This is a genomic window from Maricaulis maris (genome assembly GCF_036322705.1).
Taxonomy (GTDB): domain Bacteria; phylum Pseudomonadota; class Alphaproteobacteria; order Caulobacterales; family Maricaulaceae; genus Maricaulis; species Maricaulis maris_B.
Genome location: NZ_AP027270.1, coordinates 349889 through 372949, shown reverse-complemented (window position 1 = coordinate 372949; position 23061 = coordinate 349889). Strand labels below are relative to the sequence as shown.

Here is a 23061-nt window from a genome sequence, read left to right as displayed (position 1 = left end):
CCGCCTAGCGCAAAGCGCGTGACTGCGCCGGTCCCAGCAGAACGGCGTTCAGCAGCAGCAGGTCCAGACCTTCCAGATAAGCCCGCGTGGTCGGCGACTGCGTAATTGCAACCACCTGACCGGCCCCCTGGCTGGTCGACAGGACGAAGGGCTTCAGGGCCAGCTGGTCGGCATACTCGTCCCACAGATACCCGCCCTCAAGCAGGGCGCCACGCGCGTCAAAGCGCAGCGCCGTGGTCGCATCGCCCATCGAGACCGGGGCATAGATATCGGACCCCATCACCAGGGCCGTTGCCCCCCCGGTATATCCGGCTGACATCCAGGCCTCGGGATTGGCGACTACGCTGACCAGGGCACCGGGCGAACTATCCGGCAGGGCGCCGGTTTCCGCCTCGAGCACCCGCAGCTCGGCCTCATCCGACAGAACCGTTCCGTCGATGACCTGTCCGGAGGGAGCCGCGCCGTCGCGCGGCGCATCGGCAGCCCGCTCACGCTGGGCCGGGATCAGCGCAACATCGGCCGAGGCCAGCCAGCGCGTGGCATCACCGAGGCCGACCACGACTCCGCCCTCACGGACGAAATCACGGATCGCGCTGGCGCCGGAGCTGCCCAGCGCGTCGGCCAAACCGCCATAGCCCTGCTCGGGCAGGATCAGAACATCGTAATTGCCGAGCTGGGCCCGGCCGACGGACGAGGTCCGGATCACCGAGACGGGAATATCGTATCGGCGTTCCAGCACATAACGCGTGGCGCCAGCCGACGTCGGATCGGTACCCTCGTCCCACAGCATGGCGACGCTGGGCGCGCGCAGGGTGCGGAAATTGGCGCTGCCCGGATTGGGGCCTTCATCGACCCAGCTCGAGGCCATGCCTTCAAAGCGGGCACCACTCTCGGCGGCGAGGCGATTGATCAGGGCGTCAAGATCATCCGGCGCGCCATGCCGCGGCACCACGACGGAGCCGCGCGGGAAACGACGTTCGCCGATACGGAAAGGCGCATCCGTCGTGCGCATGGCGACGCCAGCCTGCCCCAGCGCCGCAACCAGGCGGGCCTGACCGGCATCGGTCCACGGGATCACATACCCCCACTCGGCGCTGTCGGTCGTGGTCACACGCTCGATCGGCATTTCCGGCTCGACGGCCTCGGTGGCGATCGAGGGCGTGCGGCGGCAGGTAGTGGCCTCGACATTATTCATCAGTGGCAACGACCAGGCGGTCACATCGTAGAGTTCATGACCGAGCCCCTCATCGCGGCGACGTTCCTGCTCCGCCATGAAGTCGGCCGGCAGATCGGTCGTCGCTTCCAGAAGCGTGCGGGCCAGACGGCCAGACGGCTGGTCGAAGCGGACCAGGAAGCCGCCCTCTTCAAACCTTACACCACAGGCGGAGCTGCCCGGGGCAACCCGGCCGACTTCGATCCCCTGGGCAGCCAGATTGCGAGCCATGCGCTCGGCACCCCAGCGATTGCCGGCAATCGACAGCATCATCGCCTGCGGATCATCCGAGCTCGAGGCCGCGCCGGCCCGGAAGGCGACGAAATCCGAGAGGAAACGGGCGCGGTTCTCGGCCACGACCTGAGCGGTGGAAAGTGAGGCAACGAAATGGTGGTCAACACCATCGGCATAGGTCAGCAGCGAGCCATCGCGGCGACGCCATTCCAGACCACGGGCTGAGCCCTGCTCGTAAGTCATGGCGACCGCGCCCTGCAGGGTCGGCCACATGTCACCATAGCCCGGATAGAAGGCGTCATAGACCTCGCGCGTAAAATAGGCATAGCCGAAACGGTCGAACCACTCACCGTGATTGCGACCAATCAGCGCCTGCGCATCGCGCTGCGACTGGACGATCTCCGGATTGAAGGGTTCGGCCGAGGGCGCGAAGAAATAGGTGCTGTCACCGCTCATCTCATGCGCGTCGACCACGACGACCGGGCGCCAGTCGAGAATGGCGTCGGTCCGTCCGCGGGTCTCCGGCTGGGTCCGTGCGAACCAGTCACGATTGAGGTCGAAGAGGTAGTGATTATAGCGCCCGCCCGGCCACGGCTCGTCATGCTCGGCCGTATAGCGATCGTCGCTGGAGTCCAGACCACGGGCAGCGCGGAAGGACTGGATGAAGCGATTGCGACCATCCGGGTTCTGGGTCGGGTCGACGACCACAATCGTGTTCTCGAGAATGGTGTCGACCATGGGATCGTCCTGGGCCGCCAGCAGGTGATAGGCGGTGCGCAAGCCAGCGTCGGTCGAGGAAATCTCATTGCCGTGGACGCCATAGGACAGCCAGACGACCGCGGGCAGGTCCGCAATCAGCGCCTCGCGACTGGCCGCATCGAGCCCGCGCGGATCCGCGAGACTGGCCAGACCCGCACGAATATCATCGGCCCGGGCGAGCACATCGGGGCTGGCGATAATGGCATAGGCCAGCGGGCGGCCTTCCCAGCTGCGCGCGTACTCGACCACGCTGACGCGATCCGGGGCGGCCGCTTCGAGCGTGTAGAGATAGTCGATCGCGTCTTCAGGCGGGGTGATCTCCTCGCCAAAATCATAGCCGAACGCGGTACGGGAATCCGGGATCGCCGGATCATAGCGAACCTCGAAGGGAGACGTCTGAGCCAATCCGGCTCCGGTCGCGGTGATCAGAAAAAGACTGGCAGACAGAATGGCGCGATACATGGAATTCCCCGGAACAACGAAGACCTCAATAGATACGGTTTTGCCACGTCGGGGAAAGCCCCCGGCCCAGCAAATCAGGGCGTGACAATCGGAAAATCGGGTTGCGGTTGCTCCAGCATGGCAAAGAAGCCGAGCAGCGCGATCCGGTCGCCGCGGACAGAAAACTCGTCCGATCCGATCATGTCCATCACCCCGGCCTGCTGTTGCAGCAGCCGCAACCAGAAGCCCCGTGTCAGGGTGACGCTGGCGTCGGCGCCCTCAACCGGATCGGCCCGACGGTGATGCATGACGCCGTTCGACAGGCTGACGACATGGGTCTCGCCGACATCGGAGAAGATGAAATTGAACACCCGGTCCTGGCCGGCTGCACGCTCGCCATCGAGACGGGTCGCCATGGCGGAGAAGAACAGGTCGAGCGGAATGGCCTGCAGCATGGCCGTCCCGGCCGCCGTGGCGTCCAGGGCTTCCACACCATTCCGCAATTCATAGGCGCCGGTCAGATAGTTGTCCCGCCATGGCGCTGATTCCGCCGCATAACCCAGTTGCTCATAGGCCCGGGCCAGGGTGTCGCGAGCGGTTTCATTGTCAGGTTCGGCGAATACTGCGTGCTGTGCCAGCTCCGCCGCCCAGCGATACTCGCCCGCTTCGAGAGCCTCCAAGGCGCGCGCATTGACACCCTCAACGCCGCCCATGGCCGCCACATAGCGCTGCGCAGCCTCGACGCGCGGAAGCGGGTCGAGATGGGCGGGCACGCCATCATACCAACCGAAATAGCGCTGATAAACGGCCCGGGAATTATGCTTCAACGTCCCGTAATACCCCTGCACGGCAAACACGTCGGCGAGACTGTCCGGCAGGGTGATCGCCTCGGCGATCGCATCCGGCCCGAGACCTTGGGCGGCCAGCCGGAGGGTCTGGTCATGGATGTATTTGTAGACATCCCGCTGGGCCGTGAGGAAGTCGGCGCTCTCGGCCTCGCCCCAGACCGGCCAGTGATGGCTGTTGAAGATGACCTCGGTGCGCGGGCCAAAGCGCCGGAGGGCCTCATCGATGGCCCCCGACCAGGCCACGGCATCGCGCACCTGGGCGCCCCGGAGCGTGTAGAGATTGTGCATGGTCCGCGACACCAGCTCCGCCCCGCACCAGGCCTGCAGGTCCGGGAAGAAGACCGTCAACTCGGCCGGCGCCTCGGTTTCGGGGGCGTATTGGAATTCCATCCTGATGCCATCAATCTCCAGCGTCTGGCCGGTCGTATCGATGATCTGGGTCGGCAGCGCGATTGTATGCGTGCCCAACGCGGGATGTTTCCCCAGCCCTGCGCCGACATGGCCACGCGGCGAGCGGGGTAGCTGCGTTCCGTACATGTAGCCGGCCCGCCGCCCCATCACGATGCCGGCCATCACGTTTTCGCTGACCGAAGCCTCCAGGAAACCGGCCGGGGCGATGATCGGCGTGTCCGGTCCCGCGACAGCACCGACACCGCCGAAATGGTCGATATGAGAGTGAGTCAGGATGACCGCACTGATCGGGCGCTCACCGAGTTCCCGGTTCACCAGGTCGAGGGCGGCCCGGGCTGTCTCCACCGAGGTCAGGGGGTCGATGATGATGCGTCCGGTCTCACCGTCGATCACCGACATGTTGGCAAGGTCATAGCCCCGTACCTGGTAGATTCCCGGAACCACCTCGAACAGGCCGTGTATTTGGTTGAGCGCGGCCTGCCGCCACAGACCGGGATGGACACTGGCCGCGGGGTCGTTCTCCAAAAAGGCATAATCCTGCGGACGCCAGATAATTTCGCCATCGGGATTACGAATTTCGAGCGCTTCGTCGCGACCGATATAGCCGCGCATCGCCAGTGCCTCGTCATCGCTGTCGATGGACGCAATCCGCCCCGCCACGGCAGAATTCGCACGGGCTGTGGACGCGTCCGCCGGATTGAATCCGGCCGCATCCGGGCCCGCCATGTCGGTCATCGGCGCGGGCACGGACACACCCTCCCCGCAACTCGCCAGCACCAGGCAAAGCCCCACCAGTACACGCGTTATCGGCCGCATGGCCCCCTCCCGAGAACAGTGTTCACCTTAGTTTAGCGACCCTTTCCGCGAATGGCGATGCCATTCACAAGTGATTGGATGACAAGCAACCGAATTCGCTGGCATTTTCGTCGAAGCTCACTAGGCTTCGCGTGGTTGGTTCCGGACAAGACGAGCCAGCCGCCCCCCGCAGGAGACCGCATGACGCCCGATCCGGCCTGGAATGCTGCCCTCACCGATCTGGGAATCCAGAACGGTGCGGCGCGCCTGGACCTGACCCGCCAGGCGGAACGGAACCGGGTCTCCGCCGGGTCAGTCATCATCTCGCAAGACGAGGCTGACGACAGGGTCTTTCTGCTTCTTGATGGCCGCGCGCGTGTTGTCCTGCTCTCCGAGAATGGCCAGGAGATCTGGCTTGACGCCTTTGAAGCCGGCACCGTCTTCGGTGAACTGGCGGCGCTGACAGGGCAGCCCAGGATCTCGGGTATCATCGCAGAAACGGCGTGCGATCTTGCGGTCTACGAGGGCAAGGCCTTCTTCGAGCTGATGCGGGCTCATGGCGAGTTGGGCCTGGCGCTCTCGCGCATACTGGCCCGACGGGTCCAGCACACAACCCAGCGCATGTTCGAATTGTCTGCCCTGTCAGCGCCCGGCCGCATCTATGCCGAGCTGCTGCGCATGTCGCGGCCGGTCGGGTCCGATGGCCGGGCCCGGACGATCACACCGGCGCCGTCAATGAAGGAGCTGGCAATGCGGGTCAACTCGACCCGCGAGACCGCGTCTCGCACGGTCAACGACCTGCAACGCAAAGGTCTGCTGGACAAGGTCAAGGACAGGATCGAGCTTGTGGATCCTGACCAGCTAGATCGACTGCGCGGCTCGAGCTGATCGGCTCCGGCGTAGATTGGCGGCGGCATTGAGCGGCAAGGCCCTGAGGGCGTAGAGGCGATATTCCGGCATCAGCGCGTCAATCCGGATCTGGCCGACATACTCGCTGCGAAACGCCTCAGACGACATGGCAAGCGCTGCCGCAAAGGCTTCACTCACAAAGATCGATCCGGGAACGGTGACCGCCTCGATCCGGGCCGCCACCGCGACCTGCCCGCCAAACAGGGACGGGCGCTTCTGCAACGGATCCTCGCCCTCATGCACGGGCCCCAAATGCCCGGCAATCCGCAGACCGAGCGAGGTCGGCAATTGAAGATCACGCATATTGATCGCAACAAAAGCCTGGCGCAGGGCTTCGGCCGCGCGCGCTGCCTGCTCAACGGTTTCAAACGCGAGAAACATGCCGTCGCCCCAGCTGTCCGCATGGACTGCGGGTTCAGCCAACTGGTCGCAACAGCGGGCGAGCGGCTTGAGGACCGTCTGCACAAAATGAGGCACCCGATCGTCCGGCACCGCCGAAGAGCCGGCAATATCGAGGAAAAGCATGGCGCGCATCACAGGTTTGAAACCGGGTTCCAGATCAGCCGCCGGCAGCGGCTTGCCCGGGTTCGGGTCGCGGACCCCCGGATAATCAATGCGAACCTGCTCGAGCCCGCAACCGGCCCAGACTTCACCATCATGAAGGGTCCCGAACCCGGCAACCGGTTCCATGCCCGGGGCCTCGGCGACCAGCAGCTGCAAGGGCGCGGTGGCAAGCACGTCGGCCCGCATGCGGGCGAGGCCCATGGCCACGAGGCTGGCGAAGTTCAGCGCAGCCGCTGACAGGATGCGGCGGTCCGTCGTCAGCTCGACGACCTTCTCCGCCCGGTCGAGGCAAGCCTCGAAGCGCCGGACCCAGGCATCGCCGAACGGGCGAACGGAGGCTGCCATGAAAACCGGCACGGGAACGGGCAGAACGACATTCAGTTCGCAGCCGTGCGCCAGTGCCGCCTCGGCAATCACAATATCGGAGCCGGCCGCCAGTGCCCCGTGGACCGGTCCGACATGATGGCGGGACAGCATCGCATCAACCACGTCTCGCAAGCGGTTTTCCTGCCCGGGATCAAGCTGCCCGTCGCCCTGCCCCTGACCGAAGATATGACCGGCAAAATGGGTGGGGCGCGGCGGCTCAAGCTCTGTCAGCCAGTCGGCATCCAGACCCAGCACACCGACCAGCAGGCGCAATTGGCGGAGGGTCGTCGCATGGGCGAGATGATTGTCGGGATCCTGGCGGAAGGCATGGCGGAGGGTCGACCGCGCAGCCGAAAGGTCTCCGAGCAGCAGATAGGCTTCGGCTTGTGACGCATGTCGGTAATAAGCCTGCTCCGCGCTCCCATCAGCCCCCTCAAATCCCCCGAACAGGACCTGCCGCGCATAGGTTTCCGCCGGACCCGGCTCACCGGCGAGCATGAACATGCTTGCGGCGTTCACTGCAGGATAATGCCCACCGGTCCGGGTATGAACATCGGCATATTTGCGGGCGCTGTCGCGGGCGCGGCGCGCGAATTCAAACCCCGAGGTTTCCAGTGTGAGCGCCTTCGCGAGGCGTGCCCCGATCGCGAGGCAGTCCTCATCGTGCCTGACCTCGGCGAGGCGATAATCATGATAGGCGTTTGCCGCCCGTTCCAGGGCACCTGACCGGATCAGGCAAAGGACGGCGCGGTGTTGCAGCCAGATGTCGCCGGGGCTGTCCTGCAGACCGTCCTGGCAGAGATCGTAAGCCCGGGCGAGGTCGCCTTGATTGAAGCGCTCCAGGATCCGTTCACGCACAACGAACCTCCCGGACCGGAGCGGCCGGCAACCGGGTGGGCGCTGGATCAGGGCGGCGAGAGGCGGACTGCGGGATCGATGATGATCCGTGTGGTCTGGTTACCCGCGTCCTGGGACGCATTGATGAAGAGCGCAAATTCATAAACGGCTTCGGCTTCGACCGGCCTGGTCTGGATCTGAAAACTGTAAGGCTTGCAGCTTTCACCATTCAGGGTCAGCCAGTCCAGTCCGCAAAACTGGCTTACCGCGGCCGGATCGAGCAGTTTCATGCGGGCCTTCTCGAACCCCCAGCCGGAAACATGAAGATTGAAGATGATGCGGGTCCGCCCGTGGACGCTCTGGTCGAACGGACAGGGATTCTCGGCAGAACAGGGAGTCCACAGCCCCGCCAGGGCGGCGGCGAGGGCGGTGCGCAAGGTTGAGGCGTCGGCATTTCGAAACTCATTCACAGTCTCGGCGAAGACAACGAAAATCTGTGAAATCTCGGCATCATCAAACAACTCACGACCGACATCGCTGCCGTTCATGACCGTGAAACCGTCAGTCGCCTGGGCGATAAGACTGATTTGTGTCTGGGTCGGGGTCAGGCCGCAGGCGCCTGACAGGTCTTCCTGCATGATGGACCCGTCAAACGCGTCCTTGATCGTTCCGGCCATAGGGTTTCCCTCTGAGGCGTAGGCTGGTCCTGACCCGGTATCCGGATCGAATGTCTCTAGTCAGCAGACAGGAGCGCACGCTCGAGTGAGCGCCGCGCATAGTCGAGTTCCGAGGTTGAATCCGTGCGAATCCGGTTACGAATAGGCTCGAGCCGACGCACGACATCTTCGCGGATACGGCGTGCCTGTGCCAATTGGCCCTGGGCTTCGAGCGCATCGGCGAGCGTGTTGGCACCGGCGGAATAGTAGTAGGGAGCCCGCTCAAGCGCCCCGGCCCAATCATCGACCTGCCCCAGCGTCGCAAGCATGTGCTCGACCGAGGCCTGCGCGGCCGCGTAATCACCGCGGGCGGCAAAAATACGGGCTTCGATCAGACTTGCGTGCAGTCGGGTTACAGCAAACCGGGCGCCTTCAGCCGAGCCCCAGGAATCATGGGCCATGAAACCGGTCGCGGCGACGTAAGCATCTCGCGCGGCTTCGATGCGACCGCCATAGATCTCGGCCTGGGCAAGCCAAAGGCGTTGACGCACCCCGATAAGACGCCATTCCAGGTTCTCCGGATCATGGGCAATCAGGGTCGCCGCTTCGAGCGAAGCCGGCTCAAGGATTTCAAGCGCGCCCTCAATATCGTCCTGCGATGTCTGGTCACCGGTAGCGATCAGGAGACGCGCCAGCGCATATTCTGCTGCGATCGCCCCGCGCCTTGCGTGCCAGTCATTGGTCGGATCCGGGCGCCCGCTATCGTAGAGGGCAAGCTGTTCGCGAAGAATGCTGATGGCCGCGTCCCGGCCGTCCGTGATCTCCGAAATCGACGCCACCCAGGCCAGGGTCTCGACGACCTCCATCCACGCCGCATTGCTGTCGGGCTGGGCCTCGGCAATCACACGAAACTGCTCGAGGGCCGCCGTCGCGGGAATGAGGGCATCATGCCAACGCCGCTGGGCGACCTGCAGGGTTCCAATATTCGAGTGGGCGTAAGCGACCTCAGCCTGCCATTCGGGATTGTCCGGATCGATTTCGATCAGCTGGTTGGCGAGATCCCGATACTCGACAAAGCGGCGCTCGGCCATGTCCAGATCGGCACGGCGCCAGGCGAAATACCCGACCCAGTAACTGCTTTGAGCGTGCTCATAAATCCGCGCCGGCATGGTCGGCTCGACCGCAAGAATGCGACTGGTCGACTGGTAGGCAATGCGAAAATGCTCGTAGGCATTGTCCAGATCGCCCTGCGCACTGTCGATCTCGCCCAGCAAATGGAAGGCTCGCGCCCGTCGACCAAGCTCGTCAGTCGTCATCGCCCCCTCGCTTTGACGATCATAATACTCGATCACCTTGGCACCGACCGCATCGAGCGCGTCCAGGCGGCCCACGGGTTCGAGATTGTCTCTCAGGTCATTCAGCATGAACTCAATGAGGTCCTCGGCCTCGGCCTTGCGCCGCTCCGCCTCGGATCGCGCCGAGACAGCGAGCAGCGTCAGTGTAGACATGATAACCGAAAGCAGGATCAATCCACCTGTGATGGCGGTCACACGGCGTTGTCGTCTCTGGAGGTCGCGCTGGATAAGCTCATCCAGACTGAGACCCAAAAGCCCCGCGACAAGCTTGAGAAGGGCCATGCGGCGCCCATCGGCTTGTCGACGCATATCGGCTGCAACCGGCTCGGTGGTCACGCCGTTGGCGCCTGCCTCAAGAAGGGCTTCGGGGAAACACGCCTCGCCCGGTTCGGCATCCGGACCTGCATCAGGGTTGCCTTCGAGCACGGCGGCCAGAACTGTTCCGGCGGGATTGAGATGTCGGTAAGCGCGGATCTCCTCATTCACCCAGCGCGACGCCGCAGCGGCGGGTGAGCAAACCACGATGAGGGCGTCGGAATGGGTCAGCGCGTCGCGGACCGAGGCCGTCAGATCGCCCGCTGCAGCGAGGTCTTCACGGTCCCGGAAAACCGGCGTCAGACGGCGCGGGACGGGGCCCTGCGCCGCGTCCCGTCCGACGAGGTGCGACGGCACCACATAGGTCTCAAGCTGGCGGTGCAGCCAGCGGGCAAAGCCCTGATCCCGATGGCTGTAGCTGATAAACGCCCGATAGCGTGTCCCCGCACTCATGCCCTCTCCCCGAAGCGCCCGACCCGAAAAGACCCGGCCCCCAACACTGCCCCGCCCATCATTGGCGCTTACCGGATCGCGTGCAACCGCTGGAGGTCGCGTTCACACTTGGCAAACTCAGCTTTCAACACGTTTTCCTTGCCAGGATGGCGAGTACGTGAGCCCAAGGCCAATCGTTTCGCTGATATTCCGGTTGGGACGGCTGCCGACGGCGTATCGACACACCTTCGTCCAGCCAAGAGCTGTCGAAGACCGGGGGCGGCGGGGCGCAAGGCGAAGTTGGGGCTTCGCTTGGGCAAGGTCGTGCGCCCCGCCCATCCCGCTCCGGCCGACCGGAGGCGGGAGTTTGGGGCCGCTCGCAGAGCGGTGGGGAAAGACTATCCCCCTGCGACCCTGCCGCCTGTGATGACGGTCACGATCTCAAATATTTTGGATCAGGAAGCCCGTTGCGACACCTCAAGCTCGATGAGCTCGATGGTCACGCCACCGAACCCGGCCCGGGTATGCAGCCGCACCGGAAGATAAGCGCCGTCCCCGGCGACCGGTGCCAGCCACAGGACCAGAGGGTGCCGCAGCTCTGATTCGCTCGGGTAGTCCTCCGGGTCATAGCCCGATATGGGCTCATACCAAGCTTGGCAGATCAGCGCCTCGCCGCGCCAACCGCGGGTCCGGACGCGCTCGCGCCCTACCGTTTCCAGACGAAGGTCATAGCGCGCCTTGCCATCAAAGACCGGTAGACGCCCTGTGCAGCCTTCACCGCCCTCCAGTCGTCTCGATAGCTCGAAAAAGGCCGTTATCGGGTCGATCACACGGGTCCGGTCAGCCTCGCTGGCCGGCGGAACGCCAAGGGATCCAAACGGCGGCTCGACCTCGGATCGGGCCACTGGGCCGGCAAAGTCGACGCGGACCGAGCGAATTTTCGATCCGGTCCGCTCCACATGACCATACACCGCCGGCTCGCGTTCACCGTTTACGCCCGAGCCACGCACCTCGGCGCGGATGTCAAAATCGGTGAAAAGCGCGGCAAGACCGGCGGCTTCGATATAGCCGTCTGCCGCATAGCCATTTGGGCCAAGCTGCGCGTTGAGCGTGATCTCTCCGACCTTGAAGACCAGGACCGACGACGCATAGCGCGCGGACAGCTGAACGCCCGACACGCCGACAGGCGGCGCCGGGTCACGCGCATCCGCATCAGCGCCACTCCTCGACGCACCGAGCCCCAAAGAAAGACCGACACAGGTCGCAACGACCAAGAGGGAAACTCGCATGGCATCCTTCCGCACACTCCGAGACAGCCGAAACTATCGGGCCGCTGCGGCAGGATGATGGCAGGTCAGGCGGGAATCAATCCGGCCTCGACCCGGGACGCCGAAACGAGGCCCGGGATGGCAAGCGCGCCCTCCTCTGCCGGCCCGGCCAGCTGCCGGAACCCGGAGAAGAGTTCCCGGCCCATACCGGCCTGGACCATCGCCGGCGCGGTCGCCAGATCCCGCGCCTCAAATCCGTCCGCCACGATCGCCAGTTCGCCGGTGTTCGCGTCGAGGCGGATGACATCGCCATCGCGGACACGGGCCAGCGGTCCGCCGAGCGCGGCCTCCGGGCTGACATGGATGGCAGCGGGGACTTTGCCGGAGGCGCCCGACATGCGGCCATCGGTGACCAGCGCCACCTTGAAACCGCGATCCTGCAGCGATCCGAGCGCCGGGGTCAGCTTGTGGAGTTCCGGCATGCCATTGGCGCGCGGCCCCTGGAAGCGCAGGACCGCGATGAAGTCACGATCAAGTTCGCCGGCCTTGAAACGATCCATGAAGCTTTCCTGGCTCTCGAACACAACGGCCGGGGCGTGGACCACGCGATGTTCCGGCTTGACCGCCGAGACCTTGATCACGGCACGGCCGAGCGGTCCCTCGAGCAGTTTCAGCCCGCCATCGGCGGAAAACGGATCGGAGACCGGACGGACAATGGACAGGTCGGCCGAAACCTCGGCCGCCGGTTGCCACATCAGACCATCGCCGTCCGGCAGGGCGTCGCTGGCATAGGCGCGCAGACCCTGGCCCATGACCGTCCTGACATCCTCGTGCAGCAGGCCGGCATCGAGCAATTCACGGATCACGAAACCCAGCCCGCCCGCGGCATGGAAATGGTTCACATCGGCGGGGCCATTTGGATAGACCCGGCATAGTAGCGGGGTGATCGAGGCCAGTTCGTCGAAGTCGGTCCAGTCGATGACAATGCCGGCCGCTCGGGCGATGGCAATCAGGTGGATGGTATGATTGGTTGACCCGCCGGTTGCATGCAGGCCCACGATGGCGTTGACGATGGCCCGCTCATCCACGATCTCGCCCATCGGGGCATAATCGGCCTTGTCGGCGGTAATGGCCGCAGCGCGCTGTGCAGCGGCTCGGGTAAAGGCCGCGCGCATGGGATCCGCAGGATTGATGAAAGCAGAACCGGGGATGTGGAGCCCCATGATCTCCATCAGCATCTGGTTGGAATTGGCGGTCCCGTAGAACGTACACGTGCCCGGTGAGTGGTAGCTCTTGCTTTCGGCATCCAGCAGGGCGTCACGGCCGACCTTGCCCTCGGCAAAGAGCTGGCGAATCCGCGCCTTCTCCGGGTTGGGCAGACCGGAGCGCATCGGTCCTGCCGGCACAAAGATGACCGGCAGGTGGCCAAAGCGCAGGGCGCCGATCATGAGGCCAGGCACAATCTTGTCGCAGACGCCAAGACACAAGGCGGCGTCGAACATGTTGTGCGACAGGGCGACCGCCGTCGACATGGCGATCACGTCGCGACTGAAGAGCGACAGCTCCATCCCCGGCTGCCCCTGGGTAACGCCGTCACACATGGCCGGGACGCCGCCGGCAACCTGCCCGACAGCGCCGACCTGGTTGAGCGCTTTCTTGATCAGGTCCGGATAGGGGGCGAAGGGCTGGTGGGCCGACAGCATGTCGTTGTAAGCGGTGATAATCCCGACATTGGCCCAGCCGCCATCTTTCAGCGCGCGCTTGTCATCGCCGCCGCAGGCCGCAAAACCGTGGGCGAGGTTTCCGCAGGACAGGGTCGAGCGGTGTCGGCCGGTTTCCCGCGCCGCCTCGATCTGGGCGAGATAGGCGCGACGCGTGGCTGCGCTGCGGTTACGGATCCGGTCAGTGACGGCGCGGAGGGTCGCGTGGATTGTCTGGGTCATGCTCATCTTCCATGCGTGCGGACGCGCCTAGTGCGCCCAGTGAATGTCCGGCCGATCCCTGTCCGAACGCAGCAGCGCCCGTATCGGCATGTCGGCAACAGGCCCGGCGCCGAGCGCGGCGTCCAGAGCGGCCTTCTTGTCATGACCGGCGAGCAGGAGAAGGCTCATTCGTGAGCCCGTCAGCGCGGCGCGGGTCAGGGTGATACGGTCGGTCAGCGCCCCCGTGACGACGGTCTGCTTGGCACGGATCGCGGCGACCGGTGCACCGGTCTCGGCCAGGGCATCATCGAGCCCGTCAGCGCGCGGGAACCAGGACGCGGTATGTCCGTCACCGCCAATCCCGAGAATGACGACGTCGGGCGGGAAGGTGACATCCGCGACCCGCGCGGCCACCACCGGCAGGCCATCCAGCGGCGTTTCACCCGGTGCCTTCAGCCCGACAAAGCGGGCGTTGGCGGCAGGCCCGGTCATCAAGGTCTCGCGAACGAAGGTCTCGTTCGATCCGGGCTCGCCCGGCTCAACCCAGCGCTCATCGACGAGAATAACCGTGACTCGTGACCAGTCGATCTCGACCCGGGCCAGGCGCTGATAGAGGGCGGTTGGCGTCGAGCCTCCAGAGACAGCGAGAACGGCCTGGCCGCGCTGCTTGATCGCATCGTCCAAGGCCACCGCAATCGGCTTCGCAAGCGCCTCGGCCATCGCCGAGGTGTCAGCGTACTCCTGCAAGCTTGCCGTGCGTTCAGGTGCCAAGGGCATCAAACCACTCCCTTTCCTCTCGGGCCAGAAGGAGGGCCGACTGTGTCGGGCCGTCAGTCCCGGCTTGATAGCCATAGAGCTTCGCCTGGCTTTCGTCCCAGGACTGGATGATGCCATCAACCCATCGCCAGGCCGCCTCGACCTCGTCACGGCGCATGAAGAGACTCAGATTACCGCGCACCACGGCCATGAGGAGACGCTCATAAGCGTCCGGATAGTCCTGCTCGAAATGCTCCGCATAGGCGAGATTGAGCGGGACATAGCGCAGCCTGAGTCCACCCGGACCGGGATCCTTGGTCATCAGCATCAGCTTCACGCCCTCGTCCGGTTGCAGACGGATCACCAGTCGGTTGGGGTGCATGGCGCCCTCGGACGCCCCCACGACATCATGCGGGATCGGTTTGAACTGGACGATGATTTCAGAGCGCCGCGACGCCATGCGCTTGCCTGTGCGCAAATAGAAGGGGACACCGGCCCAGCGCCAGTTGTCGACATGTGCCCGCACCCCGACAAAGGTCTCCGTCTGGGTATCGTGGCCGACTTCCTCCGCATAGCTGGGCACGGTCTCGCCATCGACGGCGCCGGCCTGATACTGGCCGCGCACAACGTCCTGCCCCACATTCGAGGCAGTGACCGGACGCAAAGCCTTGAGCACCTTGAGCTTCTCGGTTCGCACAGCGTCCGGCTCCAGCGAGGCTGGCGGCTCCATGGCGACCAGACAGGCGAGCTGTAGAAGATGGTTCTGGACCATGTCGCGCAGGGCGCCGGAACGGTCATAATAGCTGGCGCGCTTGCCCGCTCCCAATGATTCCGCGACCGTGATCTGGACATGATCGATCCCGTTGGCATTCCAGATCGGCTCGAACAGGTAGTTGGCGAAGCGCAGGATCAGAAGGTTCTGGACAGTCTCCTTGCCCAGATAGTGGTCGATCCGGAAAATATTGTTCTCGGGGAAGACCTCGCCGACCTTGTCATTGATGGCGCGGGCCGTGTGATAGTTCGAGCCAATCGGCTTTTCCAGGACAATGCGGGCATTGCGGGTGTTGAGCTTGTGTGCAGCGAGGCCGGCACAGACCGGCCCGTAGACCGACGGCGGCAGGGCGAGATAGTAGAGCCGGATCTTGCTCTCGTCCGGATCGAGCGCGGCGGCAAGATCACCCCAGCCGGCTGTCTCGCTGCTGACGTCCACCGAGACATAGGTGAGCCGCCGCGAAAACGTCGCCCAGGCGTCCTTGCGCTGGTCCTTCGTCTTGCCATCGATGACATGGGTGGCCGCCATTTCCTGGAAGGCTGACGATTCCATCGCATCGCGGGATGCGCAGATAATGCGGCTGTCGTCCGTGATCTGGCCATCACACCAGCGGTGGAACAAGGCCGGGATGAGCTTGCGCAAGGCAAGGTCGCCCGTGGCGCCGAAGACAACAATATCGAAGGGTTCGACGGGAACGAGTTCGGCCATGTCTGGCTTCCTGCTTGACGGTCCTCAACGCGCCGATGCCTGCATGCGCGCCACGCATGTTACCCCTAACATGGAGACCGGCGGCGGTCGACCATGATCTCCATCCTGCCACGCACGCACGCCCCGCCCCCTGTGCGCTTTGGGCGCATGCCACGATCCACGGCGACGCGCTAATGACACAATAAAAGTATGGAGACCCGAGGTCATGGCAGGCGCTTCCCCCGAATTTCTCGCCAAATATGCAATGGAGGCCGTGCCGCGCTACACCTCCTACCCTCCAGCCACGCATTTTCACGCGGGTGTCGGACTCGCGGACTGGGCAGACTGGATGTCCCGGCAGGCGCCCGCGCCGCAGACATCGATTTACGTCCACATCCCGTTCTGCAAGACGATGTGCTGGTATTGCGGTTGCCACACGACCATCCCCAATCGGCACGACCGCATTGCCCGCTACCTGGACGCCCTCGATCATGACATCTGCCGTCGGGCGGCGCTCGCGCCGGCCGATGCCCGCGTGTGTCATATCCACTTCGGCGGCGGATCGCCGGACATGCTGCGCCCGGCGGAATTCATCGCCATCATGAACCGGATCCGCACCCGCTTCACCGTCGAGCCTGATGCCGAAATCGCCGTTGAACTCGATCCGCGCGGGGTCACTCCGGATTTGTGTGCCGCCGTTGCAGAGGCCGGGGTCACGCGCGCCAGCCTCGGCGTTCAGGACCTGTCGGAGGCGGTTCAGGCCTTGATCCACCGGATCCAGCCCCGTGCCACGGTTGAGGCGGCTGCCGATATGCTCCGCGTCGCCGGAATTCGGGCGATCAACATGGACATGATGTACGGGCTGCCGGGGCAGACCTGTGACGGTGTCACGGCCACCGCCAGGGCCCTCACCGATATGGGGGCCGACCGGGTGTCGGTCTTCGGCTACGCCCATGTGCCTTGGTTCAAGAAGCATCAGCGCGCCATTCCGGAAGACCGGCTTCCCGGCGCATCAGAACGCTTCGACCAGATGATGGCGGCAGCGAATGCCCTTGCCGAAGGCGGTTACGAGGCCATCGGTTTCGACCATTTCGCGCGCCCGCAGGACCCGCTGGCTCGCGCCGCCCGCGACGGGGGACTGCGGCGCAACTTTCAGGGCTATACTACCGACCCCAGCGACCTTCTGATTGGCCTCGGAGCGTCGGCCATCAGCGAATGCGCGCAGGGATATGTCCAGACCGAGACCGACCCGGTGCGCTACGCCGAACGGGTAAGCTCGGGGCAGGACATGCTGGTACGCGGTGTCGCCCGTACGCCAGATGACTATGCGACCGGCCTGCGACTGGCGGACCTCCTGTGCCGTTTTGCCCTGCCGCTCAGCCCCGACGATGATCTCGACGCCCTTGCCGACATGATCGCTGACGGCCTCGTCAGGCGAATGGGTGACCAACTCACCGTCACCGCAGCGGGCAAACCCTATGTCCGCAACCTGGCGGCCCGGCTCGACCCGGCTTTCCGCGTCGCGGCGCAACAGCACAGCGTCGCGGTCTGACGCCATAGGTCCGACACCATAAAGGGGAGGACATCCCGCGGTACCAAGCCTATAAAACCGTATTGCGTTCCACGGTGACCCGGTTTGAAAACCGCCCTTCTCCCAGCCCTTGTCATACTGTTCAGTGCCGCGGCAAACGCCGAACCGTTGGCGCAGATACCGGGTATGCGCGACGCCGAGCTGCAGGCGGCACTGGTGATCGCGATCGGCGAACGGGACATGTCGGCTGATACGCCGGCGACCAGCGCCATGCGCGACGCGCGCACAGCCGCCGAGCGGGCGCGCCGCCTGTTGCGCTCCCGTGGCTATTACGCGGCCCGGGTTGACCCTTTTGTCGACGAGCGCCAGGGCGCCAGCCTGCGCGTGCTCCCCGGACAGCAGTTCACTATCCGGCAGGTCGATGCCGCCGCGGCCGGCGACAATGCCGCCAGAAGCCATGCCCTCGAGGCGGTAACCCTGACACCCGGTGCCCCCCTGCTGGCCCAACCCGTGATCGATGCCGAAGCCCGTGCGCTCCGCGCCTTGCATAATGAGGGCTGGCCGGATGCCGAGCTGCTCGAGCGGGATGTCATCGTCGATCATGCCGGCCAGGACGGCCTTATTACCTTCCGCTTCCTGCCCGGCCCGTACTCGCGCTATGGCGAGGTCAGCCGCGACACAGCGGTCTGGGATCCGCAATTCATCGCCCGCATTTCGCCGCTGGAGCGAGGAGCCGTGGCGAACCGGGAGGAGATGCAAACCTATCAGCGACGGCTCGACAGCCTGGCCAGCGTCCGCTCGGCTCGGGTGACACTCGGCGCACCGGTCGATGGCACAGACGAAAGACCGATCGAAATTACGCTCACCGAAGCCAACCGCCACACGATCGAGACCGGCCTCAGCTACTCGACCAGCGAAGGGCCGGGCGGCGATGTGCGCTGGACCCGACGCAACATGTTCGGGCGTGACGAGACACTCACCCTGTCCGCCACGCTGGCGACGCTGAACCAGTCCGCGACAGCACGGATCGATCGGCCGCACTGGAGGCGCTACGCACAGACCCTCTTCCTGCATTCCGGCCTGGTCCGGGAAACCACGGATGCCTACGACCAGGAGGAGATCGAAGCCGGGATCGGCGTCAATCGGCGGGACGGGCGCCGGACCTACGGGGCGGGGCTGTCATTCGACACCTCTCGGGTCACCGATGTCGCCGGCGAGCGCGACATCGTGACGGCCGCCTTTGACCTGAGTGGAGGCTATGACAGTCGCAATGATCCACTCGACCCGACCGAGGGCCTTCGCGCGTCCCTGCAGCTTACGCCGGCCCTGACCTTCGGCGACTCTGATGACCGCTATGTCCGGATCGATGCCCGCGCTGCCGGCTACCTTCAGCTCAACGATGCCCTCGTGGCCGCGACCCGGATCCGGCTCGGCTCGGTCCTGGGCACGTCGGCCGCGCGTCTCGGCGCTGACCAGCGCTTCTTCGCCGGCGGGGGCGGGTCGGCGCGCGGTTTTGAATATCAGTCTCTAAGCCCGATCGGCAGCGATGGCCGGCCCTTCGGCGGGCTGTCCGTCGTCGAGCTCAGCACCGAGTTGCGGTGGCGGGTGACGCCGAAATGGGGGGCGGTCGCCTTTGTCGACAGCGCCATAGCGTCGGACCAGAATACGCCGGACTTCAATACCTTGCGGAATGCTGTGGGGATTGGTGGACGCTATTACTTCGACTTTGCACCGGTCCGGATTGACCTCGCCATGCCGATCGAAAGGCGCTCGGGCGAGCCGGCTTTCCAGATCTATCTCAGTCTCGGTCAGGCTTTCTGACCATGCCCGCGCTCACCCTGATACGTCGCCTGGCGATTTGGACCGGTGTGGTGCTTCTGGGGCTGGCCTTGCTGGCGGCGGGCTTGCGTCTTGCTGCCGGGCAGGCGCCCGGGCGCTGGCTGATCACCAGCCAGCTGGACGGACGGGATATTCCCGGCGCCGGGCGGATTTCCATCACCGGCGTGTCGGGCGATCCGCTTTCGCGCCTGCGGATCGAGCGGCTGACCCTGAGCGATGACGAGGGTGTCTGGCTGATCGCCGAGGACATCATTCTGGGATGGCGGGCCCGCAGCGTCATCACCCAACCGGTCCGGATTGACGCGCTCACCATCGAACGCCTGGCCGTTGCACGGCGACCGATCCTGACCGGCGCGGCGGAGACGTCAGCCAATGCCGGCAGCAACGGACGGGCATCCCTGCCACCGGTCGACCTCACGCAATTCACCCTCGCCCGGCTCGAGCTGGCCGAGGGTGTGGCCGGTCCGCAAGCCGCACTTTCGATCAACGCCAGCGGCCGCCTCCGGCCCGGGACCAGCCGCCTCGCCCTCAACGCCGAACGCCTCGACGCCCCGGGCGACCGTGTCGAAGCCGCCCTGACCATTGATGCCGACGGCGTTTCCGGGACCCTGTCGGCGACCGGGGAGGCAGGCGGAACGCTGGCTGCCTTGCTGAGCATGGAGGGGCATGCCGTACGCATTGACGGGACGTTGAGCGGCACGCCGGAGAGCGGCGGTGGCCAGCTCGCCCTGTCGGGAGACGATGAGGCCTGGGCGGATGCCGAAATCCGCTGGGACCCGGCAAGCTGGCTCGTCAACGCGGACATTCGCGCGGCGCGCTGGGGTCTGGTCCCCGAACCCCTTGCCGCAGAAGTCGCCGAAGTCCAGGCCCGGGCCGAAGGCAGCCGGGCCGGTGGATTCGCGATCGACCGGCTGATCCTGGAGACCGGCGAAAGCCGGCTATCGCTGCGGGACGTGATGGCGCCGCTGATCGAGGCTGAATTCGATATCAGCCCGGCGCTGCTGGAGCGGTTGTCGGACCAGCGGGTTGCAGCCCGCTCCCTGACCGGCACCGCGACCATCGCCCGCGTCGGGGGGCTCGATATCCAGCTTCGACCCGACATCGCAGGACTGGTACTGCCCGGCCTCGAGATCGGTCAGGTCGAAGGCGCTATCGGCATCACCCTCCCCGGCGGGCATCCACGCCTCGCCCTTGATCTCGGACTGCAGGCCGTGCGCACCGGCCAGGCCGAGATTGATCGGCTGGCGGGGGACAGGCTTCAGGTGTCCGGCATTGTCAGCAATCCGGACTCCGGGACCGGCTGGCAGATCGGCCCGGGCCTTATCCTGACCTCGGACGTCGCGAGCGCCACCGTCGACGCCCGCCTGCCGAGCGGATCGGAGTGGCCGGTTGGCGAGATGTCGGCAGAGATCAGCGACACGGCCCTTTTGCGCGCCGGGATTGGCGGCCCGGCGCGCGCAACAGTCACGCTCGCGGCGGACCGATCCATCGCGGTGAGCCTCGATGGCCGTGACATGCTGTGGCCGGACAGCACCCGATCCCTCCTCGATGGCCTCGTCGCCGACGCGCGCCTCTCACCCTCTGACGAGGGGTGGGAGATCAGCGCCTTCAATGCCCGCAGTCCGTCCCTCGATCTGACCCTTACGGGTCGCTTCAATGATGCAACTGACTGGCAGGCCGGCGGCGATCTGGCGCTGGTCGGCGCCCTGCCGGTAGCTGCGATCGAGATTGATGGCGGCCTGGCGACGGCATTCCGCCTGGTCCGGGACGCCGATGGACTCAGCCTCCGCTCGGTGACCACAAGCCGGCAATTGCAGGCTGGCCCTGTGATGCTCGGCGCACCACGCCTGGCTGTGGAGGGCCTGTTGCTCGGTCCCGCCGAGGATGAGCCGCCGACGCTGGACTGGGCCTTCACGGCTGACCGCGAGGCCGGGGCCATTGCGCTGGACGGCCAGCTGAGCCTGGCGACCGACGCGACCACGCTCACCCTTGCCCGTGGCCAGGTCGGTGCGGTCCGGCTGACCGGGTCGGCCCGGCTTGCCGACCAGTCCCTCACCGTGACCGTGAACGCCAACCGGACCGATTACATCTCCCTGGTAGCCAACTTCGGCGGGCAGCTGGACGATCTGATGACCGGCGTGCTCGACGCCAGTCTGTCGCTCGACCCGCAGCGCCTCGGCGCGGCCGATCTCAATGCCGCGACCCTCACCCTTGTCGGCCCGCTTTCGGAGATTGCGGTGAACGCCCGGGCAGACGGCCAGATGCGCAGCAATTTCGACATTTCGGCAACCGGGGAGGTCAATCTGCGCGATGATGGCGTCGCGGTCAGCCTGTCCCCGTCCGGCAAATGGGCCACGCATAACTGGGCGACACAGGAGCCGATCCGGGTCGCAACAGGAGCAGACGGCCTGACGGCCTCGGCGATTTTCACGCTGGGCGGCGGGCGCGTGGAGCTCGACCTTCAGACGGCGGGACTGAGCCCGATCGCCAGCCTGACCGTCGACAGCCTGCCGGTCGGGGTTCTCGCCGACATCGCCGCCATGCCCTCGACCGCAGGGGTCATTTCCGGCGCTGCGGATCTGCGCGAGCGTGAAGGCATCTGGCGCGGCAGCGCGCAGCTGGAAGCCAGCGGCCTGCTCGCCGCGGACCTGCCTGACATGCCCGAGCTGACCCTCAGTGCCAACGCCTCGATCGAGGATGAGGCCCACGTCGTCCTGCGTCTGACCGGAGGCGGTCTTGTCGCGCGGGGCGAAGTGACACGCGCTGGTCCGACCACCGACATTGCCCACCTGCAAGGCGATGCCGACACGCCGCTGTCCGGGCTGATCGAGGCCAATGGCGCGCTGATGGCGCTGGCGGCTCTCTTCCTGCCGTCGGATATCCTGCTGGAAACCGGCGAGATCGAAAGCCGTCTGGCTATTTCGGGCACCGTCGGCGAGCCTCATCTCGACGGCGCAGTCGCACTGCGTGACGGCCGCATCAATGCGACAACGGCCGGCAGCCTGGTGACCGGTCTGGATGTCGATCTGACGCTGTCCGAAACCAGCATTGAGCTGACCCGTCTCGCGGCTTCGGATGGTCGTGAAGGCACACTGTCCGGCACCGGGCGGATCGATCTTGGCGCCGATGGACGGCCCGCAGGGGGCGGACGGCTTGAGTATGAGCGTTTTGTCGCCGTGCGGCGCCCTGCGCTGACATTCCAGGCGACCGGCGCGGTGGACCTGACCCTGGACGACGATGGGATGCTGGTAGGCGGCGAGAGCCGGGTCGACCAGTTGCGGATCCAGCCAACCCTTAACGGAGCCGCCTCGATTCCCCAGCTCCAGGTCGTGGAAATCAACCTGCCCGAAGACCGACGCAGCAATGGCGAGCCGCGCATTCCGGTCCGCATTGATTACCGCGTCCGGGCTGCGAATGGCCTCTTCGTCTCGTCGCGCGCCTTCACCTCTGAATGGGGTGTGGACCTGCACGTCACAGGCCCCGAATCAAAACCCTCCGTGTTCGGCACAGCGACGCTGGTCGGCGGTTCTGCCTTTGTGTTCAACCGGCGCTTTACCCTCGCCTCCGGGACCGTCACCTTTGACGGGTCCCCGGACGATGCCCGCGTCGACCTGACTGCCGTCCACAGCCGGTCCGGCTTCCGGGCGTCAGCGCGGGTCGAAGGGTCAGTGCAGGCGCCGACCATCACCCTGTCCAGCGACCCTGCCCTGCCGGAGGATGAAATCCTCGCACGGCTGCTGTTCGACCAGTCGGTCAGCCAGCTCGGGGCGTTTGAAGCCGCCCAGCTGGCGGCACAGCTCTCGGGACAGGGCCTGCTCGACGTGGTCGGCCAGCTGCGCGACCTGACCGGGATCGATCGGCTCGACATCTCGACGACCGAAGACGGCGGCCTGGCGGTGGTCGGCGGTCGTCGTTTCGGGGATAATGTGTATGTCGAGGTTGGCAGCAATGGTGCCGCCGCGATCAACGAAGCCCTGATCGAATGGTCGCTGAGCCCGGATCTCAGCGTCCTGTCCCGCGTCTCTGCCGATACCGACGCCACCGTCGCGATACGCTGGCGCCGCGATTACTGAGGCTGGCCAAGCGCTTGCCTGAAACAAGCACGCGGAGTACGGCTGGTGGATGCCGATCCCTGATGCCACACTCTCTGC

General features: G+C 65.4%; 13 protein-coding genes. 4 read left to right on the top strand and 9 right to left on the bottom strand.

The features are described from left to right. Positions 1 to 4: 4 nt before the first annotated feature. On the bottom strand, positions 5 to 2668 hold the full coding sequence (locus tag AAA969_RS01635) for a M14 family metallopeptidase (protein ID WP_338242923.1): 2664 nt from the start codon (positions 2666 to 2668) through the stop codon (positions 5 to 7). Between the two features lie 74 nt (positions 2669 to 2742). After that, entirely contained in the window at positions 2743 to 4722 is a 1980-nt protein-coding gene (locus tag AAA969_RS01630; protein ID WP_338242922.1) for an alkyl/aryl-sulfatase, read from the bottom strand. A gap of 180 nt (positions 4723 to 4902) precedes the next feature. On the opposite strand from AAA969_RS01630, the gene AAA969_RS01625 reads away from it, so the two are divergent. After that, entirely contained in the window at positions 4903 to 5589 is a 687-nt protein-coding gene (locus AAA969_RS01625) for a Crp/Fnr family transcriptional regulator (RefSeq protein ID WP_338242920.1), read from the top strand. Here the strand turns inward: AAA969_RS01625 and AAA969_RS01620 are convergent. From AAA969_RS01620 to zwf, 7 genes are all read right to left on the bottom strand, one after another. Then, positions 5563 to 7398, bottom strand: coding sequence for an adenylate/guanylate cyclase domain-containing protein (locus AAA969_RS01620; RefSeq protein ID WP_338242918.1), 1836 nt, complete (start codon positions 7396 to 7398; stop codon positions 5563 to 5565). The two genes, AAA969_RS01625 and AAA969_RS01620, sit on opposite strands and share 27 nt — an antisense overlap. Positions 7399 to 7445: 47 nt before the next feature. Beyond that, positions 7446 to 8054 (bottom strand): hypothetical protein, encoded by a 609-nt coding sequence (locus AAA969_RS01615; RefSeq protein ID WP_338242916.1) that lies wholly within the window; start codon positions 8052 to 8054, stop codon positions 7446 to 7448. A 56-nt stretch (positions 8055 to 8110) separates the two neighbouring features. Further along, the gene (locus tag AAA969_RS01610) at positions 8111 to 10156 is read right to left on the bottom strand and encodes a toll/interleukin-1 receptor domain-containing protein (protein ID WP_338242913.1); all 2046 of its coding nucleotides are present in this window, start codon (positions 10154 to 10156) and stop codon (positions 8111 to 8113) included. A gap of 434 nt (positions 10157 to 10590) precedes the next feature. Continuing rightward, complete coding sequence (locus tag AAA969_RS01605) at positions 10591 to 11424, bottom strand: DUF3108 domain-containing protein (protein ID WP_338242911.1); 834 nt, start codon at positions 11422 to 11424, stop codon at positions 10591 to 10593. 65 nt (positions 11425 to 11489) lie between these two features. Next, positions 11490 to 13346, bottom strand: coding sequence for a phosphogluconate dehydratase (gene edd / locus AAA969_RS01600; RefSeq protein ID WP_338242909.1), 1857 nt, complete (start codon positions 13344 to 13346; stop codon positions 11490 to 11492). 27 nt (positions 13347 to 13373) lie between these two features. After that, a complete protein-coding gene (gene pgl / locus AAA969_RS01595; RefSeq protein WP_338242907.1) occupies positions 13374 to 14102 on the bottom strand; it encodes a 6-phosphogluconolactonase in 729 nt (242 codons plus the stop codon). Beyond that, positions 14086 to 15561, bottom strand: coding sequence for a glucose-6-phosphate dehydrogenase (gene zwf, locus AAA969_RS01590; RefSeq protein ID WP_338242905.1), 1476 nt, complete (start codon positions 15559 to 15561; stop codon positions 14086 to 14088). The genes pgl and zwf overlap by 17 nt, the downstream gene beginning before the upstream one ends. Before the next feature lie 205 nt (positions 15562 to 15766). Between zwf and hemN the strand changes: the two genes are divergently transcribed. The 3 genes from hemN (at position 15767) to AAA969_RS01575 (ending at position 22983) form a co-directional block, all read left to right on the top strand. Continuing rightward, positions 15767 to 17092, top strand: coding sequence for an oxygen-independent coproporphyrinogen III oxidase (gene hemN, locus AAA969_RS01585; RefSeq protein ID WP_338242903.1), 1326 nt, complete (start codon positions 15767 to 15769; stop codon positions 17090 to 17092). A gap of 165 nt (positions 17093 to 17257) precedes the next feature. Next, positions 17258 to 18892 carry an autotransporter assembly complex protein TamA gene (locus AAA969_RS01580; protein ID WP_338242901.1) on the top strand — a complete coding sequence of 545 codons (1635 nt, stop codon included), beginning with the start codon at positions 17258 to 17260 and terminating at the stop codon, positions 18890 to 18892. 2 nt (positions 18893 to 18894) lie between these two features. After that, positions 18895 to 22983, top strand: a complete 4089-nt coding sequence (locus AAA969_RS01575) for a translocation/assembly module TamB domain-containing protein (RefSeq protein WP_338242899.1) — start codon at positions 18895 to 18897, stop codon at positions 22981 to 22983. Positions 22984 to 23061 lie beyond the last annotated feature (78 nt).